The organism is Micromonospora sp. AB353, from assembly GCF_049538395.1.
GTDB classification, from domain to species: Bacteria; Actinomycetota; Actinomycetes; order Mycobacteriales; family Micromonosporaceae; genus Micromonospora; species Micromonospora aurantiaca.
The window spans coordinates 50,761-67,422 of sequence record NZ_JBMVFV010000004.1; the positions used below are offsets into that span (position 1 = coordinate 50,761).

A 16,662-nucleotide genomic window follows, 5' to 3' on the forward strand; every position below is an offset into this window, starting at 1 on the left:
GTAGCGGGCGCGTGAAGATCGTTGCCCGGGGCCGGGGCGCTGCGGTGTGCTGACCGGTGTCGGCGGGTCGCGTCGGTTCGACCCGGCCCGCCGCGTCGGCGTCAGCAGAGGAGGCCGGGGTGGACGGCTATCACCACGAGGACGGCGAACGGATGCACGAGGCGCTTGTCTGCGTACGGCTGCGGGTCTCCACCCCGGGCAGCCGGCTGCTGGACTTCCTGCGCGACGAGCCGTGCGCGCGGCAGGCGTGGTGGATCGCGGCCGACCTGGACGCGATGGTGCGGCTCGCGGCGCCGAGCCGGACGCTGCTCCAGCGGGCCGTGGCGGACCTGGACCGGCGGGCCGGCGCCGAGGTGGTTCGGGTGCACAGTGTGCTGCGCCCGCTGGAGCTGCCCGGCCCGACTCAGAGCCAGCCGCGGCGCTTGAACAGCAGGTAGAGCGCGCCGCAGACGGCGAGCATCAGGGTGACCGCGAACAGGTAGCCGTACCGCCAGTCCAGCTCCGGCATGTGGGTGAAGTTCATCCCGTAGACGGTGCCGATCAGGGTGGGCGCGAACAGGATGGCCGCCCACGCGGAGACCCGTTTGATCTCCTCGTTCTGCTCGAAGCTGGCAGCGGTCAGGCTGCGCATCTCCTCGTTCTGCGCCTGCGACACCAGCGTGGCGTTGACGGTGAGGATGTTCTGGAGCAGGTGCCGGAACCCGTCCACCCGTTCCACCACCTGGGTCAGGTGGTCGGCCACGTCGCGCAGCCGGCGGCGTAGTTCCTCGTCCGTGCCGTACCTGTCGAAGCCGTGCGTGAGGGCGTCGACCACCTTCAGCAGCGGCCGGGCGGCCCGCTGGAACTGGATCACCTCGCGGCTCAGCTCGTAGATGCGGCGGCTGGCGTTCGGGTCGCCGCCGAACACCTCGGTCTCGATCTCGTCGATGTCGTTCTCCAGCCCGGCCACCACCGGCGCGTAGCCGTCCACCACCCGGTCGAGTACGGCGTAGAGCACTGCTTCCGGGCCGAGCGCGAGCACCTCGGGTTCCGCCTCCAGCCGCCGCCGTACGCCGGCCAGGTCGGGCGTGCCGCCGTGCCGCACGGTGATCACGAAACCGGGGCCGAGGAACAGGTGCAGCTCGGCGAACTCGACCGCCTCCCGGGCGTCCAGGTAGCGGGCGGCGCGCAGCACCACGAACAGGGTGTCGCCGTAGCGTTCCAGCTTGGGGCGTTGGTGGGCGTTGATCGCGTCCTCGACGGCCAGGTCGGGGAGCTGGAACTCGGCGGCGAGCGAGGCCACCTCCTCCCGGCCCGGCCGGCGCAGCCCGATCCAGGCCATCGCGTCGTCGAGGTGTTGCAGGCAGCGGAACGTGTCGGCGAGGGTGACAGGCGACGCCCGGCGTACGCCGCCGACGTAGACGCCGCTGTCGACCAGCCCGTCGGGGCGCTCCGGCTCGGCCGCGCCCGCGTCGATGGCGTGCTCGTCCAGACGGCGGCCGAACCCCTCCGAGGACCGGTTGTCCGCCATGCCCCCTCCCCGCTGCTCGGCCGGGTCGCCGAGTCCCCCGCCCGCGCTCGCGCAAACGTCAGGGGCGGTAGCGGTAGCCCATGCCCGGTTCGGTGATCAGGTGCCGGGGCCGGGCCGGGTCGTCCTCCAGCTTGCGCCGCAACTGGGCCATGTACTGCCGCAGGTAGTTCGTCTCGTGGTGGTACTCCGGTCCCCACACGTCGTGCAGCAACTGGCGCTGGCTGACCAGCTTGCCCGGGTTGCGCAGCAGCTTCTCCAGCATGGCCCACTGGGTGGGGGTGAGCTTGACCTCGACGCCGTCGTCCCGGGTGACCGTCCGGTCGGCCAGGTCGACGGTGTTGCGGCCGATCCGCAGCGCCGGTACGGCGGGCGTGGCCGGGGCGAGCCGCCGGGTCACCGCCCGGATCCGGGCGAGCAGTTCGTCGACGCCGAACGGCTTGGTCACGTAGTCGTCGGCGCCCGCGTCGAGCGCGGACACCTTGTCCTCGCTGCCGGCCCGCCCGGACAGCACGATGATCGGCACGGCGGTCCAGCCGCGCAGGCCCCGGATGACCTCGGTGCCGTCCAGGTCGGGCAGGCCGAGGTCGAGCACCACCAGGTCCGGCGGGTGCGCGGCGGCGGCCTTGAGCGCGGTAGCGCCGCTGTCTGCGACCTCGACGTCGTAGCCCCGGGCGCGCAGGTTGATCCGCAGCGCGCGCAGGATCTGCGGCTCGTCGTCGACGACCAGGATCCGGGTCATTCCTGCGGCCCTTCCGGCTGGGTGGCGGCCGGCAGCCGCAGCACCATGGTGAGACCACCACCGGGCGTGGTCTCCGGGGTGATGCTGCCACCCATCGCCTCGGCGAGCCCACGGGACAGCGCCAGCCCCAGGCCCACCCCGGTCTGGTTGTCCCGGTCCCCGAGGCGCTGGAACGGCAGGAAGACGTGCTCCCACTGGTCCTCCGGGATGCCCGGCCCGGTGTCGATCACCCGCAGCTCGACCTGCCCGGCGTGCGCGCTGCCGGTGATCGTCGGTGGCCGCCCGGGCGGGCTGTGCCGCAGCGCGTTGGCCACGATGTTGACGAGCACCCGCTCCAGCAGGCCCGGGTCGGCGAGCGCCGCCGGCAGGTCGGCCGGGATGTCAGTGGTCACCTCGGCCGCCGCCGGGCCCAGTTCGTCGAGCGCCAGGGGTACGGCGTCCTCCAGCCCGATAGCGGTGGCGCTCACGCCCAGCGCGCCGGCCTGCAACCGGCTCATGTCGAGCAGGTTCGCCACCAGCCGGCCCAGCCGGTCCAGCGACTCGTCGGCGGTGGCGAGCAGTTCCTCCCGATCGTCCGCGTCGAACTCGACGTCGTGACTGCGCAGGCTGCTGACCGCCGCCTTCGCCGACGCCAGCGGCGTACGCAGGTCGTGGCTGACCGCCGCGAGCAGCGCGGTCCGCATCCGGTCGGCGGCGGCGAGCGGACGGGCGGTCGCGGCCTCCTCGGCCAGCCGCTCCTGGCGCAGCGCGACGGCGGCCTGCGCGGCGAACGCCTCGACCACCCGCCGGTCGGCCGCCTCCAGCCGCCGGCCGGCGAGCACCACGCTGAGCCGGTCGTCGACCGGCACCACCGTCTCGCCCGCGCCCGGGCTACCGGGCGGCCGGTCACCGACGCTCGCCACCACCCGCCAGGCGTCCGCGCCCCGGGCGCGCGCCGGGCGTCCGCCGGCCTCGTCGGTCAGCTCCAGCACGCTCACCGCGCGCAGCCCGAACGTCTCCCGCAGCCGGTCCAGCAGCGCGGGCAGCGGCCGCTCGCCGCGCAGCACGCTGCCCGCCACGGTGGCCAGGGTCTGCGCGTCGGCGGAGGCCCGGGCCGCCTCCCGGGTACGCCGGGCGGCCACGTCGACCACCCAGCTCACCGCGATGGCGACGCCGACGAACACGCCCAGGGCGAGCAGGTTGTCCGCCTCGGCGATGGTGAGCGTCCGGTACGGCGGGGTGAAGAACCAGTTGAGCAGCAGCGAGCCGCCGAGCGCGGCGACCAGCGCGGGCCACAGTCCGCCGACCAGCGCCACGCCCACCACACCGGCGAGGAACAGCAGGATGTCGTTGGTCAGGGTGAGGTCGGGCAGCGTCCGCAGCACGAGCGTGAGCAGCGGCATGCCGAGCACCGCGAGCGCGTACCCGATCAGTCGCCGGCGTCGCGACAGCGCGGCGGGCACCGACGTGCCCCGGCGCCCGCGGCCCGCCTCGGGGTGGGTGACCAGGTGCACGTCGATCGGGCCGGACAGCGCGGTGGTGGTCACCCCGACGCCCCGGGCGAACACCTGCGCGAACCGGCCCCGGCGGCTCGCGCCGAGCACGAGCTGGGTGGCGTTGACGCCCCGGGCGAAGTCCAGCAGCGCCGCCGGGATGTCGGTGCCGAGCACCTGGTGGTACGTGCCGCCGAGGCTCTCCACCAGCACCCGCTGCCGGGCGAGCTGGGCCGGGTCGGCGCCGGCCAGCCCGTCGCTGCGGGCCACGTGCACGGCGAGCAGGTCGGCGCCCTTGCTGCGGGCGGCGATCCGGGCGGCCCGGCGGATCAGCGTCTCACCCTCCGGGCCGCCGGTCAGCGCGACGACCACCCGCTCCCGCGCCTCCCAGGTGTCGGATATGCCCTGCTGGGCCCGGTACGCGTCGAGCTGCTCGTCGACCTTGTCGGCCAGCCAGAGCAGCGCCAGTTCGCGCAGCGCGGTGAGGTTGCCGACCCGGAAGTAGTTGCCGAGCGCGGCGTCGATCTTGTCGGGCCGGTAGATGTTGCCGTGCGCCATCCGGCGGCGCAGCGCCTCCGGCGTCATGTCCACCAGCTCGACCTGCTCGGCGGCCCGGACCACCTGGTCCGGGACCGTCTCCCGCTGGGTGGTGCCGGTGATCTGCGCGACCACGTCGTTCAGTGACTCCAGGTGCTGCACGTTGACCGTCGAGAGCACGCTGATCCCGGCGTCGAGCAGCTCCTGCACGTCCTGCCAGCGCTTCTCGTGCCGGGAGCCGGGCACGTTCGTGTGGGCCAGCTCGTCCACCACGACGACCTCGGGCCGCCGGGCCAGCACCGCGTCCAGGTCCATCTCGGTGAACCCGACGCCCCGGTACGTCATCGACCGGCGCGGCACCACCTCCAGGTCACCGATCATCTCGGCGGTGTGCCGGCGGCCGTGCGTCTCGACCAGGCCGATCACCACGTCGGTGCCGCGCTCGGCCCGGCGCTGGGCCTCTTCGAGCACGGCGTACGTCTTCCCGACGCCCGGAGCGGCACCGAGATAGATCCGCAGTTCACCCCTGCCCACGCCCCCATCCTCCCCGAGTGCAAGGAAGGGCCCCCTGTTAACGCCTCGCGAGGTGAAGGGGGCCCTTCTTAACGCCTCCGTCAGCGCGCCGGGAACGCCTCGTCCAGCGCGAGGTTGAGTTCCAGCACGTTCACACCGGGCTCGCCCATGAAGCCCAGCGCCCGGCCGGTGGTGTGCTCCGCGACCAGCCGCCGTACCGCCGCCGGGTCCGCGCCGCGCTCCCGCGCCACCCGCGCCACCTGGATCCGGGCGTACGCCGGGGAGATGTGCGGGTCGAGGCCGCTGCCGCTGGCGGTGACCGCGTCGGCCGGTACGGCGGGCCGGGCCGGGGCGTCCCCGCGGACCGGGGTGACGATGCCGCCCTCGGCCACGTAGTCGTGGCCGGGCTGGGCTGCCTCCACCGGTACGCCCTCCCAGGTGGCGACGAACGGCGTCGCCGGCGCGGCCTGATTGACGCTCACCACGCGGGTGATCCGGCCGGTGAGCCCGTCGGCGCGGAACACGGCGAGCACCGCGCCCACCCCGTCCGGTGTGCAGTACGGGCGCCGCCCGTCCACGCCGTCGAGGTCACCGACCGCCTTGCTGCGTGCGCAGACCTGCGTCAGCAGGCTCGGCGTGGAGTCGGCGGGGTCGGCGGCGAGCGTGTCCACCACGCTCTCCGGGCCGAGGTTGCCCGCCGCGGTGGCGGTCGGGTCGTAGCCGTCCCCGGCGGCCGACGGGCGGGACTGGAAGTAGCGCGGGATCGGCTTGCCGTCCGCGTCGGTGAACGACTGGCCGATCAGCGAGCTGCCGACGGTCCGGCCGCCGACGGTGAGCAGTGAACCGTCCGCCCTGCCGTCGAGGCCTGGGAGCCGGCCCACGGCCACCAGGGCGAGCGGGTAGACGAGGCCGAGCAGCACGGTGAAGACGAGCACCGCGCGCAGGGCGGCCAGGTGCTGGGAGAGCCAACTGGGAAGGCGCATCACGAGATCCCCGGGACGAACTGGACGAGCAGGTCGATGAGCTTGATGCCGACGAACGGCACCACGATGCCGCCGAGGCCGTAGAGCCACAGGTTGCGGCGCAGCAGCGTCGAGGCGCTGGCCGGGCGGTAACGCACGCCGCGCAGGGCCAGCGGGATCAACGCCACGATGACTATCGCGTTGAAGACGACGGCGGAGAGGATCGCCGACTCGGGGCTGGCCAGGCGCATGATGTTGAGCCGGTCCAGCGACGGGTAGATGCCGGCGAACATGGCCGGGATGATCGCGAAGTACTTCGCGATGTCGTTGGCGATGCTGAACGTCGTCAGCGCACCCCGGGTGATCAGCAACTGCTTGCCGATCTCCACGATCTCGATCAGCTTGGTCGGGTCGGAGTCGAGGTCGACCATGTTGCCGGCCTCCTTCGCGGCCGACGTGCCGGTGTTCATGGCGACGCCGACGTCCGCCTGGGCCAGCGCGGGCGCGTCGTTCGTACCGTCGCCGGTCATCGCGACGAGCCGGCCGCCCTCCTGCTCCTTCTTGATCAGCGCGAGCTTGTCCTCCGGCGTGGCCTCCGCGAGGAAGTCGTCCACGCCCGCCTCGTCGGCGATCGCCTTCGCGGTACGCGGGTTGTCGCCGGTGATCATCACGGTGCGGATGCCCATCCGGCGCATCTCGTCGAAGCGCTCCCGCATCCCGGCCTTCACCACGTCCTTGAGGTGGATGACGCCCAGCGCCCGGGCCGGTTCGCCCGCCACGTGCTCGGCCACCACGAGCGGCGTGCCGCCGGTGCCGCTGATCGCGTCGACCAGTTCACCGACCTGTTCGGTCGGGTGGCCGCCGTTGTCGCGTACCCACTTCATCACCGCGGCGGCCGCGCCCTTGCGGACGTGCCGGACGCCCTCGTCGGCGTCGAGGTCGACGCCGCTCATCCGGGTCTGCGCGGTGAACGGCACGAACGTGGCGTGCGGGATGAGGCCGGGCTCGCGCTCGCGCAGCCCGTACTCGTTCTTCGCGAGCACCACCACCGAGCGGCCTTCGGGGGTCTCGTCGGCCAGGCTGGACAGCTGCGCCGCGTCGGCGAGCGTGGCCGCGTCCACCCCGGTCACCGGCAGGAACTCGGCGGCCTGCCGGTTGCCGAGCGTGATCGTGCCGGTCTTGTCCAGCAGCAGCGTGTTGACGTCGCCCGCCGCCTCGACCGCCCGGCCGCTCATCGCCAGCACGTTGCGCTGCACGAGCCGGTCCATGCCGGCGATGCCGATCGCGGACAGCAGCGCGCCGATGGTGGTCGGGATGAGACAGACCAGCAGGGACACGAGGACGACGCCGGTGACGCCGGAGTCGGTGATCGCCGCGGTGTCGGGCGCGGCGGCCTGGTAGCCCTTCGCGAAGATCGCCATGGGCTGGAGCGTGACGACGGCGAGCAGGAAGATGATCGTCAGCGCGGCCAGCAGGATGTTCAGCGCGATCTCGTTCGGCGTCTTCTGCCGGTTGGCGCCCTCGACCAGCGCGATCATCCGGTCGATGAAGCTCTCGCCCGGCTTCTGGGTGATCCGGACGACGATCCGGTCGGAGAGGACCCGGGTGCCGCCGGTGACCGCGCTGCGGTCGCCGCCGGACTCCCGGATCACCGGGGCGGACTCGCCGGTGATCGCCGACTCGTCGACGCTGGCGATGCCCTCCACCACGTCGCCGTCGCCGGGGATGACCTGGCCGGCCTCGACCAGGACGACGTCGCCCTGCCGCAGTTGCGGCGCGGGCACCGCCTCGTCCCGGTACGCGTTCGCGGCGGCACCCGGCGTCCAGCCGACCAGTCGGGTGGCGATGGTGTCCTGCTTGGCCCGGCGCAGCGTGTCGGCCTGCGCCTTGCCGCGCCCCTCGGCGACCGCCTCGGCCAGGTTCGCGAAGATCACGGTGAGCCAGAGCCAGACGGTGATCGCGATCGCGAATACCGACGGGTCGGCCACCGCGAGCACTGTGGTGAACAGCGCGCCGATCTCCACGATCAGCATCACCGGGTTGCGCCACAGCGTGCGCGGGTCGAGCTTGCGCAGCGCGTCCGGCAGCGACCGGAGCAACTGCGCGGGGTCGAGCAGCCCGCCGCCGACCCGGCCGTCACGGGGGCCCGGCGTGCCGGGGACCGGTGCGTCAGCGGTCTGCACAGGTGCTGTCATGTCCTTGTCTCTCATGGTGGTCACAGCCCTTCGGCCAGCGGGCCGAGCGCGAGTGCGGGAAGGAAGGTGAGCGCGACGAGGACCACCGTGACGCCGACGACCATGCCGACGAACAACGGCCGGTGGGTCGGCAGGGTGCCCTCGGAGGCGGGTGTGGGTTGCTGGCGGGCCAGTGAGCCGGCCAGCGCGAGCACGAAGATGATCGGCAGGAACCGGCCGAGCAGCATGCAGAGCCCGAGCGCGGTGTTCCACCACGGCGTGTTCACGGTGATGCCGGCGAACGCGGAGCCGTTGTTGTTGCTGGCCGAGGTGAACGCGTAGAGCACTTCGGACAGCCCGTGCGGACCGACGTTCAGCGCTGTCGAGGCGTTGCCGGTGGCGAACGCCGCGGCGGTGCCGGTGAGCACCAGCGCCGGGGTGATCAGGAAGTACATCGACGCGAACTTGATCTCGCGCGAGCCGATCTTCTTGCCCAGGTACTCCGGGGTACGCCCGACCATCAGGCCGGCTACGAAAACCGTGATCACCGCGAGGATCAGCAGCCCGTACAGGCCGGCGCCGACGCCGCCGGGGGCGACCTCGCCGAGCATCATGTTGCCCAGCGTCATCATGCCGCCCAGGGCGGTGTACGAGTCGTGGAACGAGTTGACGGCGCCGGTCGACGTGAGCGTGGTGGCCGCCGCGAACGTGGCCGAGTTCGACACGTCGAAGCGCACCTCCTTGCCCTCCAGCGCCGCGCCGACCGCCTGCGGCACCGTGCCGTCGCCGGTCAGCTCGAAGACGTTGGTGAGGGTGATGCTGGCGAGCGCCAGGATCGCCATGACGGCGACGATCGCGTAGCCCTGCCGCTTCTGCCCCACCATCCGGCCGAAGACCCGGGGCAGGCTGAACGGGATCACCAGGATCAGGAAGATCTCCAGCCAGTTCGTCCACGCGGTCGGGTTCTCGAACGGGTGGGCGCTGTTGACGTTGTAGAAGCCGCCGCCGTTGGTGCCCAGCTCCTTGATGACCTCCTGGCTCGCCACCGGCCCGCCGGTGACGGTCTGGGTGCCGCCGGTCAGCGTGGTCACGTCGGTGCCGCCGGACAGGTTCTGCACCACGCCGCCGAGCATCAGCGCGACCGCGCCGAGCACCGCGATCGGCAGCAGGATCCGCAGCGTGACCCGGGTCAGGTCGACCCAGAAGTTGCCCAGCTCGCCGGTGCGGCTGCGGGCGAAGCCCCGGACCAGCGCCACCGCCACGGCGATGCCGACGGCGGCCGAGACGAAGTTCTGCACCGCCAGGCCGGCCATCTGCACCAGGTGGCCCATCGTCGACTCACCCGAGTACGACTGCCAGTTCGTGTTCGTCACGAACGACACAGCGGTGTTCCAGGCGCCGTGCGGCACCACCGGGTCGAATCCCAGCGAGAGCCACAGGTGGTTCTGCAGGCGCTGGAACGCGTACAGGAACAGCAGGGAGACGGCCGAGAAGGCCAGCACCGAGCGCGCGTACACGCCCCAGGTCTGCTCGGCGGCCGGGTCGACCCCGACCAGGCGGTAGATCCCCCGCTCGGCCCGGGACGACCGGGTTCCGGCGACCACACGGTGCATGTAGTCGCCGAACGGCCGGTGCACGGCGACGAGCGCCGCCACCAGCGACAGGACGAAGAGCACGCCGGCTGTCGTCATGCTCATCAGAAGCGCTCCGGGAACAGCAGGGCGGCGACCAGGAACACGCCCAGGCCGATCGCCAGCACCAGGCCGACGGCGTTGACGGCGTTCACAGCTTCTCCACGCCCCTCACCACGAGGGCGAGAGCCGCGAACAGCCCCACCGTCAGCAACACGAACAGCACGTCAGACACGGCTGATCTCTCCTAGCGGAAGATGTCCTCGCGACCGCCTCCCGGCCGCGCCGGGCAATCACAGCGCCGTATCCGCCGGACGGACAGGGGTCTTGACGCGACCATCACGCGCGGCCACGGTTTCTTGACGCGCTTTTCACGCCGTCTCCGTGGCCGGTGATCCGGGTCACCGGCCGGGACTCGGCGCCGATCGACCGGAGGTGCCGGTAGCCGGCGCCGAGCACCGCGGCGAACCCGATCGGCACGGCCCGGGACCAGGCGTCACCCGGGCCGGTCAGCTCGCCGTAGCCGTGCGCGAGGAACCCGACGAAGACCGCCGCACCCAGCGCGGCCACCGCCGCGACCGCGCGCAGGTCGGCCACCACAGCGGCGTACGCCCCGACGACGCCCGCCATCACCAGGACCCGCCCGGGCCGCTCGCCGGGTGTGAACACCCCGGCCGCCACCAGCGCCGCGCCGACCACCACTGCGGCGCCGGCGGCCACCCGGAATCCGGTGCACCCGTCCGCCCGATCTCGTCCCATGTCCGCCTCCCGCGTCGGTACGTCCTTCGCGGGCCATACCAACCGGGCCGGGTGCGTACGGTCGACGGCTTTGACGGATCCGGTACGGGTCACCGGCCGCTTTTCACGCCGCCTTCACGGACCGCCCGGCGCGGGGACGGTGACGGGCCGGTCCGGCGCCTACGCTGGCCCGGTGACCACCGAACTGACAGTGCTGTCGGACGTGGTCTGCCGAGGTGTGCCGGTGGCGGCGCCCGGCTGCGCGGGCTGCTGGCCCTCCTGGCCGGCCGGCTCGGGCCCGGCTGCGGCACCGGCGCGCTCGTCGACGCGCTCTGGCCGGACGATCCGCCCCGGCATCCGGTGAAGGCGTTGCAGATCCTGGTCTCCCGGGCCCGCGCCGAGCTGGGCGCCGACCTGATCGTCCGGACCGCCACCGGTTACCGGCTGGCGCTCACCGACGCGCAGGTGGACGTGGCGGCGGTGCTGCGGCACGCCGCGGCGGCGGACCGGGTGCTCGGCGGGGACGCGCTGCCGGTGCGGGAGACTGGCGCCGCCCGCCGCGCCGAGGCCGGCGAGGACGAGCGGGTGCTGACGGCCTACCTCGCCTGGGCCTGCGAATTCGACGGTTTCACGCCGCCGAGTCACCCGTCGGTCGCGCGGTGCACAGACCTCGTGACTGAGCGTCAGGTCAGCGCGGCATCTCGCGCCAGCCGGAGCCGCTCGCGCGCCACGCCCCGGCCAGGATCGTCGCTGAGCCGCGGCTCGGGCACTGCTGGATCCGGGACCGGCCGCTCGCCCCGCCGATCTGCGCCTGGACCTGCCACTGGCTTCCGTCGGTGCGGATGTAGACGTCGCGCCGTCCGCGAGGGTTGCTGACGCCGTTCCACCAGTGTTCCTCGACCACCATGCGGTGACCGTACCCCAGGAGACCCGGACGGGCCCAGACCGGAATTCCGTTGCTCCGCGTGACCGGGCGGCGGCACCCTCCACGGATGACCTCACCGGACCTTCCGCGCCAGTTCACCATTCGCGAAGGCGAGCTGCGCATCCTCAACCCGTTCGACGACGTCAAGCTGGCCACGCTGGGCCGGGCGATCCGGCTGCGGCCCGGCGACGAGCTGCTCGACCTGTGCAGCGGAAAGGGCGAACTGCTCTGCACCTGGGCCCGTGACCAGGGGATCACCGGCACCGGGGTGGACATCAGCACCGTCTTCACCACCGCCGCCCGGGAGCGCGCCGCCGGACTCGGTGTAGCCGACCGGGTACGTTTCGTGCACGGCGACGCGGCGGCGTACGCCCCGGAACGGCCGGTCGACGTGGCCGCCTGCGTCGGCGCGACCTGGATCGGCGGCGGGGTGCCCGGGACGCTGGAACTGCTCGACCGGGCGTTGCGGCCGGGCGGCATGGCGCTCGTCGGCGAGCCCTACTGGCGGCGTGACCCGCCGGACGACGAGGCGGTCACCGGCTCGCACGCCCGGTCCCGCGACGAGTTCCGCGACCTGCCCGGTCTGGTCGAGCAGTTCGGCGAGTGCGGCTGGGATCTGGTCGAGATGGTCCTCGCCGACCAGGACAGCTGGGACCGGTACGCTGCCGCGCACTGGCTGAACCTGCGCCGCTGGCTGGACGCCAACCCGGACGACGAACTGGCCCCGGAGCTGCGGCGGGAGCTGACCGAGGATCCGGTGCGGTACGTCCGTTTCCAGCGCGAGTACCTGGGGTGGGGCGTGTTCGCGCTGCTGCGGCGCTGATCTGCTTAACGAACGGCTACGCAGGGTAAAGGCAGATCATGGGACAGTTGCGCACCTCGCCTCCGCCGCCACAGGCCACCGAGCTGGAGCAGTGGGTGCTCGACAGTCCCGAGGATCTTCGTGGGCTGCGCGCCTCGCTCCGTGACGCGCTGAACCGGCACGGGCTGGTGCAGGGCGAGAATCTGGACGAGGTGCCACACCTGGTCGTGCTCGTCGCCACCGAGCTGGCCAGCAACGCGCTGCGGCACGGCCGGCCGCCCACCATCGTCACGCTTCTCACCACCGACGACCGGTTCCTGCTCGACGTGGCCGACCACGACGTCAGTTCGGTGCCGGAGCTGACCGACATCAGTCCGACCGACTCGGGCGGGCGGGGTCTGTTCCTGGCCCAGTCGGTCTCGCTCGACGTGGGCTGGTACGCCACCGAGAAGACCAAGAACATCTGGGCCTCGTTCTCCCGGTGACGACCGGGGCGGCCGCCGGGCGAGGGGCTCAGCGGTCCCCGGCCGGGATCGGGTCGTCGTACTGGCCGGGCGGCCCGGACAGCGGCTCGCCGCCCACGATCGGCCACGGGTTCGGCGTGCAGCCGTGCAGGCCGAGCGTCTGCTGCACCATGACCGGCGCCGGGCCGCCGGCCCGGGGGCAGCGCTCGTGGCCGCGGCCCAGCCGGTGGCCGACCTCGTGGTTGAGCAGGTACTGCCGGTAGCGGGACAGGTCGGTCACGTGGGGCACCCCGTACACCCAGCGGGCCACGTTGATCACCACCTGGTCGCCGTTGCGGCAGGACGTGTACCTGTCGCTCGGGTCGCCGCACAGCCGGCCCCGGGTGACGGGCGTGGTGAGCAGCACGGTGAAGTCGGCGCGGTCGTCGCGGCCCACCCGTTGCAGCCGCCACCGGCCGTCGCCGGTCCAGCCCCGCCGGTCGGCGAGGGTGGCGGCGACGTCCCGGGCGAACCCCTCCACGTCCACGTTGCGGATGCCGTCCTCGACCGCGACCCGGTAGCGCAGCAGCTCACCGGAGCGCCCGGCGACCGCGCCGACCGTGTCGGCGGTGCGGAACGTGCCGTCGCCCCGGGCCGGGTAGCCGATGCCGGGGGCCACCCGGCCGGCCGCCGGGACCGGTGTCGGCGCGGCCGTCGGCGTGGGACGCGCGTCCGGTGCGGGCGCGCCCGGTGCCGCCGCCTGCACGGTCCGCCGCACGTCGATGCGGTCCAGCAGGTCCGGGTGCCGGGCGGCGTACCCGCCGGCGGCGAGCGCGGCACCGACCAGGACCACCGCCAGGACCCGTGGTGATCGCGGCCTCCGTCGTCGCCGGTGCAGCCCCCGGTCATGCCCGCCCACGTGATCTCCGTCCGTCGTCCCGCCCCGCTCCGGGCAGGAGTACGGACGCCGGGCCCGGACGGTTGAACGGGCGGCCGGGTACCGTCGGTACCGGGGTGGGCGACCTGCCGCCTGTCGGAGTTCAGGGAGAGCCACCCGTGTCACCAGCCGAGCGACTGCTCGACGCCGCCGTCGCGACCGCGCGCGGCACCGACGTACGCGCTGCCGAGCGGGCCCTCGACGGGCTCGTGGTGGCCGACGGCGCGGCGGTGGACGCGGCGCTGCTCGCCCGGCTCACACGGGACGTGGGCCGGCTCTGGCCGCGTGGCTGGCAGCCCGCCGACCTGGATCGGCTCGCCGTCCGGCGGCTCACCCCGCGCGGCGCCCGGCTGCTGCGCGACGCGATGGCCGCGCAGCGGCGCACGCTGCCCACGCCGGTCCCGGCCTGGTTCGACGAGCAGCTCACCGAGACGGGTGCCCGCTGGGACGACGACGCGGGCTGGCTGGACCGGCGGGCCGACGGGGACCGGATCACCGCGCTGCGGGACGCGGTCGACGCGATCGTCCTGGTGGCGGGGCTGCCGCCGATCGCGGCGCTCCGGCCGCCGCCCGGCTCGGCCGGTACCGCCCTGGCCGCCGCGACACCGAGCGGTTCCCGGATGCTCGACCGGGTACGCGCGCTGCTGGCGAAGGCCGAGTCGACCGGCTACCCGGCCGAGGCGGAGGCGTTCACCGCGAAGGCGCAGGAGCTGATGGCCCGGCACAGCATCGACGCGGCGCTGCTCGACGCCGGGGCCGACCGGACCGGCGGCCCGGGTGGCGTACGGATCGGCGTCGACGCCCCGTACGCGGCCGCGAAGGCGCTGCTGATCCAGGAGGTCGCGGCGGCGAACCGGTGCGAGTCGGTCTGGTCCGACGACCTGGGCTTCGCCACCGTGCTCGGCTTCCCGGCCGACCTGGCGGCTGTCGAACTGCTGCACACGTCGCTGCTCGTGCAGGCCACCGCCGCGATGCTGCGCGGCCGGGGCGAGCGCGGCAGGGCCGGCGGGCGGCGCACCAAGGGCTACGACGAGTCGTTCCTCAACGCGTTCGCGCTACGCGTCGGCGACCGGCTGCGGTCGGCGAGCGCGGCGGCGGCAGAGGAACTCGACGACGACCGACTGCTGCCGGTGCTCGCGGCCCGCTCCGACGCCGTCCGGGAACGCGTCGACCAGCTCTTTCCGGGCACCACCCGGCACCGCCTCCAGGTGCGCGACGAGCAGGGCTGGGTCTCCGGCACCAGCGCGGCCGACCGCGCCTCGCTCGACCCCGGCCGTCCGGCACGCCGTCCGGTACGCGGGGGCCGCTGACCTTCCCGGGTGATGATGTCGGATCGGGCGGACCGGCTCCGACCCGTCTGCGAGGCGCCACCGCCGGTGGCCCGCACCCGAGGAGTGCACCGTGAAGTACATGCTGCTGATCTGGAACCGGCCCGGCTTCGTGGAGGAGCTGTCCGAGGCGGAACGCACCGCGATCTTCGGTGAGGTCGACGAGATCATGAAGGAGCTGACCGAGTCCGGCGAGCTGGTCGGCGGCGAGGCGCTCGCCCACCCCTCGCAGACCCGTACGGCCCGCCCGGCGGCCGGTGGCGGCGCCGAGGTCACCGACGGGCCGTTCATGGAGAGCAAGGAGCAGTTCGCCGGCTACCTGACCGTCGACTGCGAGACCCCGGAGCGGGCGGCCGAGATCGCCGCGCGCTGGCCCGACGTACGGCACGGTTTCGGTGTGCTGGAGGTGCGCGCGGTGATGGAGCAGGCCGGGACGGAGATGTGACATCACCTGCGGTCGAGGACCTGCTGCGTACGCTCGCGCCGCAGGTCCTCGGCGTGCTCGTCCGCCGGCACGGCCAGTTCTCCGCCTGCGAGGACGCCGTCCAGGAGGCGCTGCTCGCCGCCGCCGTGCAGTGGCCGGAGCAGGGCCTGCCCGACCACCCCCGCTCCTGGCTGGTCACCGTCGCCACCCGGCGGCTCACCGACGAGTGGCGCAGCGAGCACGCCCGCCGGGAACGCGAGGTGGCTGTCGCGGTCCGGCAGCCCGCGTACGCGGCTGTCGCCCCGCCCGCCGACGAGGAGCCGCCCAGCGGCGACGACACGCTGAAGCTGCTGTTCCTCTGCTGCCATCCGGCGCTGCCGGTGAGCGGGCAGGTGGCGCTCACACTGCGCGCCGTGGGCGGGTTGAGCACCGCCGAGATCGCCCGCGCGTACCTGGTGCCGGAGGCGACGATGAGTCAGCGGATCCGCCGCGCGAAGCAGCGGATCGAGGCGTCCGGCGCGCGTTTCACGCTGCCGTCCCCGGCCGACCGGGACGAGCGGCTGGCCGCCGTGCTGCGGGTGCTCTACCTGATCTTCAACGAGGGTTACACCGCGTCCAGCGGCGAGGCGCTGCGCCGGGCCGAGCTGACCGGGGAGGCGATCCGGCTGACCCGGGAGCTGCGCCGGCTGCTCCCGGACGACGGCGAGGTGGCCGGGTTGCTGGCGCTGATGCTGCTCACCGACTCGCACCGGGCTGCCCGTACCGGGCCGGACGGCGAGCTGGTGCCGCTGGCGGAGCAGGACCGTAGCCGATGGGACCGGGACGCCGTCGCGGAGGGGGTGGCGCTGGTGACCGAGGCGCTCACCTGGTCGGCGCCGGGGCCGTACCAGGTGCAGGCGGCGATCGCCGCGGTGCACGCGGAGGCGCCCACCGCCGAGGACACCGACTGGCGGCAGATCGTCGCGCTCTACCGGGTGCTGGCACGTGTCGCGCCGAACCCGATGGTCACGCTCAACCAGGCCGTCGCGGTGGCCATGGTCGACGGCCCGCGTGCCGGGCTGGCGCTGCTGGCCACGCTCGACGGCGACGACCGGACCGCGGGGCACCACCGGCTGGCCGCCGTCCGCGCGCACCTGCTCGACCTGGCCGGTGACCGTGCGGAGGCCCGGGCCGCGTACCTGGCCGCCGCGCGGGCCACCACGAGCCTGCCGGAGCGACGTTATCTGGAGGTACGAGCCGCGCGCCTGACCGGTGACCGGCCGCGCTGACCCGCGCCCGGACAGCACTCCGGGCCGGCCCGTGGGCCGACCCGGTGGTGTGTGTGCGTCGCGTACTCAGCTCTTGAAGGCGTCCTTGATCTTCTCGCCGGCCTGCTTGAGCTTGGCGCCCGCCTGGTCGTTGCGGCCCTCGGCCTCGAGGCGCTCGTTGTCGGTCGCCCGGCCGATGCCCTCCTTGACCTTGCCCGCGGTGTCCTGGGAAGCGTTGTCGATCTTGTCGTCCAGACCCATGATGACCTCCACTGAAGCG

General features: G+C 73.5%; 18 protein-coding genes. 7 read left to right on the forward strand and 11 right to left on the reverse strand.

Annotated elements, in window-relative coordinates:
* The first annotated feature begins 119 nt into the window (after positions 1-119).
* The gene (locus ACPCK6_RS03125) at positions 120-437 is read left to right on the forward strand and encodes a hypothetical protein (RefSeq protein WP_423480285.1); all 318 of its coding nucleotides are present in this window, start codon (positions 120-122) and stop codon (positions 435-437) included.
* Here the strand turns inward: ACPCK6_RS03125 and ACPCK6_RS03130 are convergent.
* From ACPCK6_RS03130 to ACPCK6_RS03165, 8 genes are all read right to left on the reverse strand, one after another.
* Positions 404-1,510 (reverse strand): magnesium and cobalt transport protein CorA, encoded by a 1,107-nt coding sequence (locus tag ACPCK6_RS03130; RefSeq protein ID WP_013283806.1) that lies wholly within the window; start codon positions 1,508-1,510, stop codon positions 404-406. The genes ACPCK6_RS03125 and ACPCK6_RS03130 overlap by 34 nt on opposite strands.
* Positions 1,511-1,568: 58 nt before the next feature.
* A complete protein-coding gene (locus ACPCK6_RS03135; RefSeq protein WP_396882150.1) occupies positions 1,569-2,249 on the reverse strand; it encodes a response regulator in 681 nt (226 codons plus the stop codon).
* Positions 2,246-4,792, reverse strand: a complete 2,547-nt coding sequence (locus tag ACPCK6_RS03140; RefSeq protein ID WP_423480286.1) for a sensor histidine kinase — start codon at positions 4,790-4,792, stop codon at positions 2,246-2,248. Before ACPCK6_RS03140 ends, ACPCK6_RS03135 begins: the two co-directional genes overlap by 4 nt.
* Before the next feature lie 80 nt (positions 4,793-4,872).
* Positions 4,873-5,754: a potassium-transporting ATPase subunit C gene (locus ACPCK6_RS03145; RefSeq protein WP_423480287.1), complete on the reverse strand. Its 882-nt coding sequence runs from the start codon at positions 5,752-5,754 to the stop codon at positions 4,873-4,875.
* Positions 5,754-7,928 (reverse strand): potassium-transporting ATPase subunit KdpB, encoded by a 2,175-nt coding sequence (gene kdpB, locus ACPCK6_RS03150; protein WP_423480288.1) that lies wholly within the window; start codon positions 7,926-7,928, stop codon positions 5,754-5,756. Before kdpB ends, ACPCK6_RS03145 begins: the two co-directional genes overlap by 1 nt.
* 20 nt (positions 7,929-7,948) lie before the next feature.
* Complete coding sequence (gene kdpA / locus ACPCK6_RS03155) at positions 7,949-9,604, reverse strand: potassium-transporting ATPase subunit KdpA (RefSeq protein WP_423480289.1); 1,656 nt, start codon at positions 9,602-9,604, stop codon at positions 7,949-7,951.
* A complete protein-coding gene (gene kdpF / locus ACPCK6_RS03160) occupies positions 9,604-9,693 on the reverse strand; it encodes a K(+)-transporting ATPase subunit F (RefSeq protein WP_036311210.1) in 90 nt (29 codons plus the stop codon). Before kdpF ends, kdpA begins: the two co-directional genes overlap by 1 nt.
* Positions 9,694-9,877: 184 nt before the next feature.
* Positions 9,878-10,297, reverse strand: a complete 420-nt coding sequence (locus tag ACPCK6_RS03165) for a hypothetical protein (RefSeq protein WP_423480290.1) — start codon at positions 10,295-10,297, stop codon at positions 9,878-9,880.
* Between the two features lie 172 nt (positions 10,298-10,469).
* Between ACPCK6_RS03165 and ACPCK6_RS03170 the strand changes: the two genes are divergently transcribed.
* Positions 10,470-10,640, forward strand: a complete 171-nt coding sequence (locus ACPCK6_RS03170; RefSeq protein ID WP_423480291.1) for a hypothetical protein — start codon at positions 10,470-10,472, stop codon at positions 10,638-10,640.
* Positions 10,641-10,964: 324 nt separating this feature from the next.
* On the opposite strand, the gene ACPCK6_RS03175 is transcribed toward ACPCK6_RS03170, so the two are convergent.
* Positions 10,965-11,183, reverse strand: coding sequence for a hypothetical protein (locus ACPCK6_RS03175; RefSeq protein WP_013283796.1), 219 nt, complete (start codon positions 11,181-11,183; stop codon positions 10,965-10,967).
* 85 nt (positions 11,184-11,268) lie between these two features.
* Between ACPCK6_RS03175 and ACPCK6_RS03180 the strand changes: the two genes are divergently transcribed.
* A complete protein-coding gene (locus ACPCK6_RS03180; RefSeq protein WP_423480292.1) occupies positions 11,269-12,024 on the forward strand; it encodes an SAM-dependent methyltransferase in 756 nt (251 codons plus the stop codon).
* A gap of 38 nt (positions 12,025-12,062) precedes the next feature.
* Entirely contained in the window at positions 12,063-12,488 is a 426-nt protein-coding gene (locus ACPCK6_RS03185; protein WP_194798836.1) for an ATP-binding protein, read from the forward strand.
* Between the two features lie 28 nt (positions 12,489-12,516).
* On the opposite strand, the gene ACPCK6_RS03190 is transcribed toward ACPCK6_RS03185, so the two are convergent.
* The gene (locus ACPCK6_RS03190) at positions 12,517-13,299 is read right to left on the reverse strand and encodes a DUF3152 domain-containing protein (RefSeq protein WP_396882141.1); all 783 of its coding nucleotides are present in this window, start codon (positions 13,297-13,299) and stop codon (positions 12,517-12,519) included.
* 203 nt (positions 13,300-13,502) lie between these two features.
* Here ACPCK6_RS03190 and ACPCK6_RS03195 point away from each other — a divergent pair, with 203 nt between their 5' ends.
* The 3 genes from ACPCK6_RS03195 to ACPCK6_RS03205 all read left to right on the forward strand — a co-directional run bounded on the left by ACPCK6_RS03195 (position 13,503) and on the right by ACPCK6_RS03205 (position 16,403).
* Positions 13,503-14,693, forward strand: a complete 1,191-nt coding sequence (locus tag ACPCK6_RS03195) for a DUF2786 domain-containing protein (protein WP_423480293.1) — start codon at positions 13,503-13,505, stop codon at positions 14,691-14,693.
* 100 nt (positions 14,694-14,793) lie between these two features.
* A complete protein-coding gene (locus ACPCK6_RS03200; protein WP_228531393.1) occupies positions 14,794-15,156 on the forward strand; it encodes a YciI family protein in 363 nt (120 codons plus the stop codon).
* Positions 15,153-16,403 (forward strand): RNA polymerase sigma factor, encoded by a 1,251-nt coding sequence (locus ACPCK6_RS03205; RefSeq protein ID WP_423480294.1) that lies wholly within the window; start codon positions 15,153-15,155, stop codon positions 16,401-16,403. Before ACPCK6_RS03200 ends, ACPCK6_RS03205 begins: the two co-directional genes overlap by 4 nt.
* A gap of 66 nt (positions 16,404-16,469) precedes the next feature.
* Here ACPCK6_RS03205 and ACPCK6_RS03210 read toward each other — a convergent pair whose 3' ends face one another.
* On the reverse strand, positions 16,470-16,643 hold the full coding sequence (locus ACPCK6_RS03210; RefSeq protein WP_281943306.1) for a CsbD family protein: 174 nt from the start codon (positions 16,641-16,643) through the stop codon (positions 16,470-16,472).
* Positions 16,644-16,662 lie beyond the last annotated feature (19 nt).

What these genes read in the sequence shown, in the direction of transcription:
- ACPCK6_RS03175 (WP_013283796.1), bottom strand. Translation starts at nt 11,183, where the DNA reads ATGGTGGTCGAGGAACACTGGTGGAACGGCGTCAGCAACCCTCGCGGA.
- ACPCK6_RS03165 (WP_423480290.1), bottom strand. Translation starts at nt 10,297, where the DNA reads ATGGGACGAGATCGGGCGGACGGGTGCACCGGATTCCGGGTGGCCGCC.
- ACPCK6_RS03130 (WP_013283806.1), bottom strand. Translation starts at nt 1,510, where the DNA reads ATGGCGGACAACCGGTCCTCGGAGGGGTTCGGCCGCCGTCTGGACGAG.
- ACPCK6_RS03180 (WP_423480292.1), top strand. Translation starts at nt 11,269, where the DNA reads ATGACCTCACCGGACCTTCCGCGCCAGTTCACCATTCGCGAAGGCGAG.
- ACPCK6_RS03185 (WP_194798836.1), top strand. Translation starts at nt 12,063, where the DNA reads ATGGGACAGTTGCGCACCTCGCCTCCGCCGCCACAGGCCACCGAGCTG.
- ACPCK6_RS03145 (WP_423480287.1), bottom strand. Translation starts at nt 5,754, where the DNA reads ATGCGCCTTCCCAGTTGGCTCTCCCAGCACCTGGCCGCCCTGCGCGCG.
- ACPCK6_RS03210 (WP_281943306.1), bottom strand. Translation starts at nt 16,643, where the DNA reads ATGGGTCTGGACGACAAGATCGACAACGCTTCCCAGGACACCGCGGGC.
- ACPCK6_RS03200 (WP_228531393.1), top strand. Translation starts at nt 14,794, where the DNA reads ATGCTGCTGATCTGGAACCGGCCCGGCTTCGTGGAGGAGCTGTCCGAG.
- kdpA (WP_423480289.1), bottom strand. Translation starts at nt 9,604, where the DNA reads ATGAGCATGACGACAGCCGGCGTGCTCTTCGTCCTGTCGCTGGTGGCG.
- kdpB (WP_423480288.1), bottom strand. Translation starts at nt 7,928, where the DNA reads ATGACAGCACCTGTGCAGACCGCTGACGCACCGGTCCCCGGCACGCCG.
- ACPCK6_RS03135 (WP_396882150.1), bottom strand. Translation starts at nt 2,249, where the DNA reads ATGACCCGGATCCTGGTCGTCGACGACGAGCCGCAGATCCTGCGCGCG.